Source organism: Rhodococcus sp. BS-15, from assembly GCF_000813105.1.
Lineage (GTDB): Bacteria > Actinomycetota > Actinomycetes > Mycobacteriales > Mycobacteriaceae > Rhodococcoides.
In genome coordinates this window covers 1-8,467 of sequence record NZ_BAOX01000217.1, presented here as the reverse complement: position 1 = coordinate 8,467, position 8,467 = coordinate 1, and the positions used below count along the sequence as shown (strand labels likewise).

Here is an 8,467-nt window from a genome sequence, read left to right as displayed (position 1 = left end):
ACGATGCCGTGGCGGTTCTCCTCGGCGGTCCAGCGACCGACCCAGGTTCCCCAGGCACCGTCCTGGGAGAAGTTCTCGGCTATCTCACGGTGGTAGGACGGCAGGTTGTCCTCGGTGAGCAGGTTGGTGATCATCGCGGCCTGTGCGACGTCGGAGAGCTTGGACTGCTCCGGGTCGTAGTCCTGGCCGCCGAGTGCGGCGAAGTTACGGCCTTCGTCCCACGGAACGTAGTCGTGAGGGTGCCACTCCCGCGCCATCGAAATGTGACGGTTCACATTGTCCTCGGCAGTGGGCACCAGCTCTTGCAGAAGCTCGAGCTGTGTCAGATCCCTCGCCATTAGATCGCCTCCATAGATTGCGTACGACCGGTCCAGCTTACGGCACCGTAGGTTCGGTGTGAACCTCGTCGCGCCTGTTCACTTGCTGTTCCGGCGGTCGTGATGTTTCGGTGTCGATCGGCGGAAGTGCCCCCGGAGCGCCGATCTTCCGGCCGGCCTTCGCGAGTTCACGACCGCTGCAGTTCCCCCTGCACGTCGCTCGGTCTCGGCCGATCGTTACTCCCGAGTGTACGTTCCGGACAGGTGTGATCACTGTTACCCGGACGGTGTGTGGTGCCCCCAGTAGGACTCGAACCTACGACCTGCGGATCAAAAGTCGGAACGAGTCCGTGACACCTGATGACGGTGAAACCCGGTGAGTGACAGTTGGAACTGGTCGCCGGACCTCCATGCCGCCAGTTGGGGATGGGTGGTCACGTGGTCACACGGATTGTCTGCGACCACTTTGAAGCCACCCGAAACCTGCCTTCGACAGCGAAGCACCCCGCATCGAAATGCGGGGTGCTCGGAAGGTTGATGGTTGGTTTGACTAATTGCCTGTGACTAAATCTCGCGCGTGACGACGTCAGATTCGTCGGCGATGAAGGAATCGACCGCAGCAACTGCTTCGGGATTCCTATGAAATCTTGCTTCGGTCTCTGTCATGACGACCGCGCGCTCGAGAATGACTGTTCCATTTTCATCCTCGCGCGCCAAGAATCGGGCGTTCTTGCCGAACTTGCTCAGGTTGGCTCGACCTCTCGCGTCGGTCTCGACCAGGATGCTTGCACTGGACATTCAATCTCCTCTGGGAAGTGCACAAACCCCACACCTGGGGCTGAGGTGCGCTCATCTTGGATTCGTGCCTGTGGTGGTTTTCTTGGTCAGTCGGATGCCACGGTTCCACTCCGGTGTTCCGGCCTACCGGACCAGAATGCCACATCGTAACCAGGCACTCAACCTCGATTGGGTAACAACCAAATGTTGCAAGCGGGGTAATGGGGCAATGGGGTAATGTGCACGCATGGCAGAAATCACCCACACGCCCAACGCGGCGAAGACCCTCGACGACCTATCGATGTACGTAGAAAGCCTGTGCCCGCTCGACTCGGAGTACATCGAGTCCGAGATCAAACGAGTTGTTCAGCTGATCGCCAGCAGTCCGAACCATCCTGAGTTGCGTCGAGCGAAGTTCGAGCGGGCGGGGCGGCCGTTCTACGTGGAGGTGATCAAAACGTCTTCGTATGTCGACCACGATGTAGCGATCCTGTGGGCAATGTCCGCAGAAGAGCAGCCGGTAATCCTGCACTACCAGCTGCAATACCTACGGTGATTGCATAGCGGCGAATGGCTGCTACTGGGGCGAGGGGGTATCTGACTCAGGGTCGCCAGACGCGCCTGCTTCGTCGCTGCCGTCGTGGTGTTGCTTGATCGACGTGTTATGACCGTCAGACACTGTGCGGACCAGGGTCGAAGCAATATGAGCAAGTGGAACCGCAAACCCAACGGCAGCCCAGGGGGTGAGGAAGAGGCCTGCGAAAGCCAGTGCGGACACAAACGCCGACACTGTGGTTGCGAGGTACTGGCCGCGCTTCAGCGAGTCTCTGTCCGCCTCGGCGATGGTGACTTCGACCTTGACCTGGCCATCGACTGCAGCACGCACAGTTTCTTGTCGCGCTTCGTGTATGCCCACGTGCCGCTCCGCCATAGCCAGAACGCGATGAGCCGCACCAGGAAGGACTCGCTCGTAAGCGGCCAATGCGGCCGGAGGTGGAAGGGGTGCTTCCCAAATCTGCTCGTGGATACGCTCCGACAATTCGGAGTCGGTCAGTTCGCCTTCGAGAATTTCCTCGACGACGTCGACGACGTTTTCGTCGGCTACTTGATTCGGACTCCGCTGACTGCCTTGGTCGCCTTCCTGGCTATCGACTGCGCCGACACCGCTTGGCGGCGTTGAGTGGTTAGCATCCGTCGTGGCTGAATGGCCATCGTGTCCACCCCCCGAGCCCGGGCGCGTTGGGTCGCTGCCTTGGCGCTGGTGGTCCGCTTCATCACTCAAAGGTACCTCTTTCTTGCTGGGAGGGCTCAGGAAATACATTGCGGCTACCGGACAACAAACTAGAGGCGCAAAACCACGGAGTCCAGCGGGTTGCCCGATTGAGCTCGGGGGTTCTCGCCGTCGACATTTCCGTCATGGTGGCTTGGTGCCTCGCGCGGGCCGTGACCAGGCGCTTCGTGATAGCTCTCGAGACCATTCGGTGACCACTTCGACCGATTCGGAGACCGCAGATACCGCGTCTGACCAGGAAATACCTGGTCAAGATGGTGCCCCCAGTAGGACTCGAACCTACGACCTGCGGATTAAAAGTCCGTAGCTCTACCAACTGAGCTATAGGGGCGCGGCTCGAAAGTGTAATGGGCCGCGCAGCACCGACGGGCAGTACCCCCGGCACCGGTGCCGACCGGTCAGCGTCCGAAGCTGCTGCATCCTTGCGGCACCGGAATGCCGGCCAGCCGGTCGTCGATCCAGGCGTACGCGCCGGGAATGCCGCTGAAGGCAACGATCAGGTGCTCGCCGAGATACTCCTCGAGTCTGACGTTCGCACCCTGAGCGCACCATTCGTCGTAGAGGGTCTCGGCTCCCTGCCGAGGAATCCAGAACTCCTGTTGGCCCTGGTAGATCATGGTGGGGATGGTGGGCGCGAGGTCGCCGCCGAGACGGGTCGCGGCGATGACGCTCTCGGCGATCTCGGTGCGATCGACATTCGGGATGTCCGAGAGCGCCTGCGCCGGGATCGGGGCCACCACTCCACCGGGGGCGAGCAGGCTGACGCACATGTCCTTGGCGATCGTGGCCAGACGCAGTCCGTTGGCGTTCATGAGCGAGAACAGTTCGGGGTACTCGCGGGCCACCCCGAGTGCTGCGGACAGGAAGAGCGTCGACGCGGCCGTTCCGTTCATCGACGTCAGCAGAATCCGGTAATCGGTCGGTGGACCACCGAACGCCGCGCCCACCAGATTGACGTCGGGCGCGTACGTGGGGGCCAATTGTGAGGCCCATCCTGTGGCGATCGCCCACCCGAATACCCCGTCACAGCGATCGGAGACGACGCGGGCAAACCGAGCTCGGGCAGTCGGACCATGGCTCGGAGGGCGTCGAGCACCGCGTGCCCGGCTATGCGTCCGGCCGCGTAGGCCTGTCGTGGCCCCTCGTGATCGGTGACGACTACGGCGTAGTTCTTGGCCAGGAAGGCCTGAACAGCGGGGATCTCCCGCGCGAGCCCGCGGGGGAGCAGCCAGGACGGCGCGCATGTGTTGCCGAGTGAGTTGATGGCCATGTTGTATGCCACGACGGGTCGGGTCCCGGCACCGGTCCACGGTGCGACCGGCACGATCACGGTGGTGGCCGCAGCGACGGGACGGTCCTTGGAATCGGTGGTGCGAAACAGGATCTGGGTCGAAGTGACCGGCGTTAACAGCGGTCCGACGGTCACCTGTCGGGTTGCCAGCACCGACCCGGGAGGTTGTTGTTCGTAGCCTGCGGGGGGGATCGAACCAGGCTCGCCCAGTGGGGTGGGTAGATAGAGAGCCGGGTCGGGGACGGGAGCGATGAAGTTGCCCAGGGGGTCTGCAGCCGCCGTGCCGGTTGTCGACAGAGCGAGCACGGCCACCGCGAACAGAGTTGTGATGGAACGAAATGGGCGGATCGATACCTTCATGGCATTCACTCGTTTCCGATCGGCCGAACTCCCCATATGGTGCATGTCACAGTAAGTCAGCGCGGGCGTGAGCTCGGCGCTTGACCTTCGAACGTGTCGAAAACGTTACCGACCGGTCTTTCTCATATCGATTACCGTGCAATGGATTTGACGATTGGTAGTAGCGGTGCCTGCGTATTCGATTGGTGGGCAATAGATTTGAAATGCTAACGAGCAATGCGAAGCTTCCCGGGCTCGAGATCCCTTACCGTCAAATGTAATTCGGTTTTCAACCGAAATCGGTTCGTAGGCCCGACAGCGGCGCGGGCGATGTGTCGACCATTCGGTTCGCGAAACTCGGATGTGCCTCGAATGTGCCCCGAATGCCGCCGAGGGAGAGTCGGTCGGGGTGTGATTCGGCGCAGGAAAGTTCTGAGTAGTGCTGCGTTGCCGACGGTTGTGGACCACGTCGAGAAGCGGCTCGAGTGCGCACCCCCTGCAGCGCACTCGAGCCGCGCAGATCATACCATCCGGCTTGTTTCGGTTGCCTAACCGATTTTTCTGTCGGGTGTGTGTGTCGAAGCGAACCGTAGGTGAGTCGACTCGCGTGTCGTTCGGGTGAAGTACTCTCTATCTGTACTACCTGCGGATACGCAGGGCGCTTGGGGCTCGGAGGCACGGAATAAATGGCACAACAAGAGCGCGCACGGCGGACCCGGGCTGCCATCGTGGAGGCGGCGGCGGCGGAATTCGCCAAGCGTGGATACGCAGCGGCATCCGTCAACACCATCTTGGAGGGCTCCAATGCCACCAAGGGTGCGATGTATTTCCACTTCCAGTCGAAGGAAGATCTGGCCCGAGCTGTGCTCGGGGCCGGACTGGATCGGTACGTCGCCATCACGGAGAAGTGGGCCGACACCACTGCACATCCGTTCTATGTCATCCGCGGGATCGTGGACGACATAGCGCAGAACTTCCAGAACGACGTGATCGTGCGTGCCGAGTTTCGGCTGATAGTCGAGCCGGAGTTCTACGCGGAAGTTCATTCGGGTGGCGGTCGAGTCTGGGGCGCTCAGGGGCACGCGCAGGCCGAGCGGGCGCTGGCGATGGGTGACCTGAAACCGGAGTTCGACGCGACCAAGTTCGTACGAGTGCTCGCCGCGTCGATGGCGGGTCAGCGGTACATGTCGGATCTGGTGGCAGACAACGCAGATCTGCGCGAGCGGTTCGAGGAGTCCGTCGAGGTCGTGCTGCTTGCGATGGCGTCGGAGCGTTGGCTCGCGGAATTCAAGTTGCACGGGTGGGAGCATTACGGCGAAAACTGCGCGAAAACCACCTCTGACCTGCCAGTTTGAGATTTACAACAAAAGTGTCCTAAGCTATCCCAGCTCCCAACGGAACGCCGTTGAGGGTAACGTCGAAGCAGTTCGGCGGGCCCCCTTCGTCTAGCGGCCTAGGACGCCGCCCTTTCAAGGCGGTAGCGCGGGTTCGAATCCCGTAGGGGGTACGTAGGAAGAGATCGGATTGACAACCCGGTCGGCAGTACAGCATTCTTCGTCTCGCTTCCCGCGAGATGCGGATTTGCAGTTCGGAGAGTTGCTGCGCTAGAAATAGCGCGGCAACAACAGCAAGGCCCTGTGGCGCAGTTGGTTAGCGCGCCGCCCTGTCACGGCGGAGGTCGCGGGTTCGAGTCCCGTCAGGGTCGCAACATCGGTACGAAAGTATCGACATTGCGATGGCATTGTTTTACCGGTGCCGCCCGGCCAGGTAGCTCAGTTGGTACGAGCGTCCGCCTGAAAAGCGGAAGGTCGCCGGTTCGATCCCGGCCCTGGCCACCACGGTGTTGGATCGACAAGCACGATGAAAGCCCCTTCCGGTTGTCCGGCAGGGGCTTTTTCGTGTGCACGAGTTATTGTCGACGCGTGGACGTGATCGATCGAGCGCAGGAGGATCTGGCGCGCGGAGACAGCATCGCTGCTCGCGATCGGCTGGTCGGCGCATTGGTTCGGAACCCTACGTCGCCCGGCATTCTCGAATTGCTCGCGTACACGTATCTGGTGCTCGGCGATCGTGCGGCGGCCGGAGCGGCATGGTTCCTCACCGACAAGTCCGACGACGATCCGACGGCGTCCGCTGCGTTCGCCGCACTGGAGAAGCAGTACAGGTCGCCTCTGATGATGGCGCGGGCTCTGCCCATCCACGCGCCCTCCGACTGGTATCCCACCCGCGCTCGGATACGGCTGGAACGGCTCGGAGCCGCTATCGAAGCCAACGGTCAGCAATGGGTGCCGCCGCGAGACGTCGTCTACTTCGACGAGGACGGGCTGAACTCGGACGACTTCTACGGAACGGACGGCGATCAGGACGACTCCGAGTACGACCGCGCAGGGTCCAGTTACCGAACGGTGCGGCAGCGTGCGATCGCGGCGACCATTGTCATCGCCATTGCTGCCACCTCGGCATCTGTCGTCCTGGCGCTCGTCTTCGGGTGACCCCGGTTCACGGACGAAGCGTTCGGTGCCGAGCGTAGAGTCGCGAAAGAATTTCCGGCCGACGATCGAGGGTGACGAGTTTTCATGGGCACAGCGAACGGCGCGGCGTCACCGGCTCCGCGAGACGACAACTATGCCGTCAACCTCGAGCAGGCGAGGGTGTTCGCGAGAGGACTGGCCGAACACATCGAGACGTGTTCGGCGTCCATCGAACAGGCACAGTCCAAGGCGTTTCGTGCTCGCGCGGATCGCGCCGAATCCCGGGCCCGAGCGTTCGAGTCCGAGGCGTCGAAGCTCCGGACCGAGCTTTACGAAATGTACCGACACATCGATGCGATGACGGCACGATTTCCGGAGCTACGCAGCGATCCATCCGTTCGCGGCTAGCTTCCCGGTTCGATCGGACCGCTGGTTCGATCAGATCGCTGCGGAATCGGTGACCAAGCCGAAGGTCGTCTCTGCGCCTCGACGGCCGAGTGCCGAGCCCCACACCTCGTACACCGCATCGGTGGCCGAGGATCGCTCGATATCGCGGCCCTCCGCGACGGTGATGAGCGTGCGAGAGAGCTCGAACAGACTGACCCGGTGATTTCTCGCGGTCGTGAACAGCTCGTCGATGGCGTCGGCAACGGATCCACCGCGGATCCCGACGAGCACTCCGGTTGCGATGTCCACGTGAGTGCGAGATGCAGGCGATTCGGGCAGTCTGTCGGTCATCTTTTTCCTCGAGATGTTGTGGTCGGTGCGGATGACCGAAGCGGATCCTGGCGTCGAGCGGGCTTCACTGTCTCACACGGACATGACATTTCATACCGTCGGTTTTGCCCGCACGTGCATCCGCTCGCCCTGGGGTCCGAACAGGCTCAGAAGCTCCACCGGCCGGTTGCCGACGGCACCGAACCAGTGCGGCACACGAGTATCGAATTCGGCTGCCTCACCGGCCTTCATCGTCAGATCGTGCTCGCCGAGAATCAGGCGGAGGGTGCCGTCGAGGACGTAGAACCACTCGTACCCCTCGTGGGTCCGGGGCCGCGGCTCCGAGCTCTCCGGGCGGATCAGGAGCTTGTACGCCTGCAGGCCGCCCGGGCGCAGCGTCAGGGGAAGGATCGTCACGTTTTCGCGAACGGTGGCCGTGGTGCGCACCCGAGGGTCCGCCACGGGCGGCGCAGTCACCAGATCGTCGAGTTTCATCTGGTGGGCCCGAGCGATGGGCCACAGCAATTCGAGGCTGGGCTTGCGGTCACCGGACTCGAGTCGCGACAGTGTGCTGATCGAAATTCCCGTGGTGTCCGACAGTGATGCCAGTGTCGTGTTCTTCTCCATCCTGATGCGCTTGAGGCGGGGGCCGAGGCCCGCGATGACCTCGTCCAGGCCGGTGTTCGACTCTTCCATGACACCATTGCAGTTTCGGCAATCAGATTTGTCAACCCAGGAAACTTCAGACGTGCGAAAACGGCCCCCGGGCGACGGCAGGCGGCACATACTCGATCGATGACCGGTCGTCCGGGGACCACATATCGCGGTGGCATGATTCGCGATGCCTACGGAAGCCCCGCATCCGAGGCATTCATGGTCGTCGCCATCGCGACCATTCTGATCACCAGGGCTTACCTGGAGTTGACCCACTATCCCCAGGTAGGCGGCAAGTCGCTCCACATCGCTCATGCCCTGTACGGCGGCGCGGCGATGATGTTCGCGTTGCTGATCGGGTGGATGTTCATCGGGTTCGGCGTTCGGGTGTTCACCGTGCTGCTCGGCGGGATCGGATTCGGGCTCTTCCTCGACGAAGTCGGCAAATTCGTGACCAAGGACAACGACTATTTCTACGGACCCTCGTCGGAGATCATGTACGTCCTGGTGGTCCTGCTGTTGGTGTTCAGTAGGATCGTCCGGGAGTTCCGCCGGCCCTCGGTCGACGAATCGCTGGCCAACGCGGCTGCGATCGCCGCCGACGGCGTCA

9 protein-coding genes, 4 tRNA genes and 2 pseudogenes are annotated in these 8,467 nt (G+C 62.1%); 8 read left to right on the top strand and 7 right to left on the bottom strand.

Features of this window, described 5'->3' with window-relative positions:
• On the bottom strand, positions 1-338 hold a 338-nt coding region (locus tag RHBS_RS20085; protein WP_187298571.1), incomplete at its 3' end, for an acyl-ACP desaturase.
• A gap of 543 nt (positions 339-881) precedes the next feature.
• Positions 882-1,115: a hypothetical protein gene (locus RHBS_RS20080; protein ID WP_121870776.1), complete on the bottom strand. Its 234-nt coding sequence runs from the start codon at positions 1,113-1,115 to the stop codon at positions 882-884.
• A gap of 226 nt (positions 1,116-1,341) precedes the next feature.
• Between RHBS_RS20080 and RHBS_RS20075 the strand changes: the two genes are divergently transcribed.
• The gene (locus RHBS_RS20075; RefSeq protein ID WP_121870775.1) at positions 1,342-1,650 is read left to right on the top strand and encodes a hypothetical protein; all 309 of its coding nucleotides are present in this window, start codon (positions 1,342-1,344) and stop codon (positions 1,648-1,650) included.
• Between the two features lie 21 nt (positions 1,651-1,671).
• Here RHBS_RS20075 and RHBS_RS20070 read toward each other — a convergent pair whose 3' ends face one another.
• From RHBS_RS20070 to RHBS_RS20060, 3 genes and pseudogenes are all read right to left on the bottom strand, one after another.
• Positions 1,672-2,415: a DUF2335 domain-containing protein gene (locus RHBS_RS20070; protein ID WP_121870774.1), complete on the bottom strand. Its 744-nt coding sequence runs from the start codon at positions 2,413-2,415 to the stop codon at positions 1,672-1,674.
• Between the two features lie 225 nt (positions 2,416-2,640).
• Positions 2,641-2,716 (bottom strand) — tRNA-Lys (locus tag RHBS_RS20065).
• A gap of 67 nt (positions 2,717-2,783) precedes the next feature.
• Positions 2,784-3,655: pseudogene (locus tag RHBS_RS20060) on the bottom strand (lipase family protein).
• A 1,046-nt stretch (positions 3,656-4,701) separates the two neighbouring features.
• Here RHBS_RS20060 and RHBS_RS20055 point away from each other — a divergent pair.
• From RHBS_RS20055 to RHBS_RS29795, 6 genes are all read left to right on the top strand, one after another.
• A complete protein-coding gene (locus tag RHBS_RS20055; protein WP_121870772.1) occupies positions 4,702-5,370 on the top strand; it encodes a TetR/AcrR family transcriptional regulator in 669 nt (222 codons plus the stop codon).
• Positions 5,371-5,449: 79 nt separating this feature from the next.
• Positions 5,450-5,522, top strand: a tRNA-Glu gene (locus tag RHBS_RS20050).
• A 124-nt stretch (positions 5,523-5,646) separates the two neighbouring features.
• Positions 5,647-5,720 (top strand) — tRNA-Asp (locus RHBS_RS20045).
• A 56-nt stretch (positions 5,721-5,776) separates the two neighbouring features.
• Positions 5,777-5,853: transfer RNA gene (locus RHBS_RS20040), tRNA-Phe, on the top strand.
• An 84-nt stretch (positions 5,854-5,937) separates the two neighbouring features.
• Positions 5,938-6,507, top strand: a complete 570-nt coding sequence (locus RHBS_RS20035; RefSeq protein WP_121870771.1) for a DUF6584 family protein — start codon at positions 5,938-5,940, stop codon at positions 6,505-6,507.
• An 84-nt stretch (positions 6,508-6,591) separates the two neighbouring features.
• Positions 6,592-6,894, top strand: coding sequence for a hypothetical protein (locus RHBS_RS29795; protein ID WP_220709110.1), 303 nt, complete (start codon positions 6,592-6,594; stop codon positions 6,892-6,894).
• Positions 6,895-6,924: 30 nt separating this feature from the next.
• Here RHBS_RS29795 and RHBS_RS20025 read toward each other — a convergent pair whose 3' ends face one another.
• Both RHBS_RS20025 and RHBS_RS20020 read right to left on the bottom strand, forming a co-directional pair.
• Positions 6,925-7,224, bottom strand: a complete 300-nt coding sequence (locus tag RHBS_RS20025) for an ANTAR domain-containing protein (RefSeq protein WP_121870770.1) — start codon at positions 7,222-7,224, stop codon at positions 6,925-6,927.
• A gap of 90 nt (positions 7,225-7,314) precedes the next feature.
• Positions 7,315-7,899 (bottom strand): helix-turn-helix domain-containing protein, encoded by a 585-nt coding sequence (locus tag RHBS_RS20020; RefSeq protein ID WP_121870769.1) that lies wholly within the window; start codon positions 7,897-7,899, stop codon positions 7,315-7,317.
• 99 nt (positions 7,900-7,998) lie between these two features.
• On the opposite strand from RHBS_RS20020, the pseudogene RHBS_RS20015 reads away from it, so the two are divergent.
• Positions 7,999-8,467, top strand: a pseudogene (locus RHBS_RS20015) (hypothetical protein); the annotation flags it as partial.

Bases quoted from the DNA above. Each gene is read 5' to 3' on its own strand.
- RHBS_RS20055 (WP_121870772.1), top strand. From the start codon at position 4,702: ATGGCACAACAAGAGCGCGCACGGCGGACCCGGGCTGCCATCGTGGAG.
- RHBS_RS20070 (WP_121870774.1), bottom strand. From the start codon at position 2,415: ATGTATTTCCTGAGCCCTCCCAGCAAGAAAGAGGTACCTTTGAGTGAT.
- RHBS_RS20025 (WP_121870770.1), bottom strand. From the start codon at position 7,224: ATGACCGACAGACTGCCCGAATCGCCTGCATCTCGCACTCACGTGGAC.
- RHBS_RS20075 (WP_121870775.1), top strand. From the start codon at position 1,342: ATGGCAGAAATCACCCACACGCCCAACGCGGCGAAGACCCTCGACGAC.
- RHBS_RS29795 (WP_220709110.1), top strand. From the start codon at position 6,592: ATGGGCACAGCGAACGGCGCGGCGTCACCGGCTCCGCGAGACGACAAC.
- RHBS_RS20080 (WP_121870776.1), bottom strand. From the start codon at position 1,115: ATGTCCAGTGCAAGCATCCTGGTCGAGACCGACGCGAGAGGTCGAGCC.
- RHBS_RS20020 (WP_121870769.1), bottom strand. From the start codon at position 7,899: ATGGAAGAGTCGAACACCGGCCTGGACGAGGTCATCGCGGGCCTCGGC.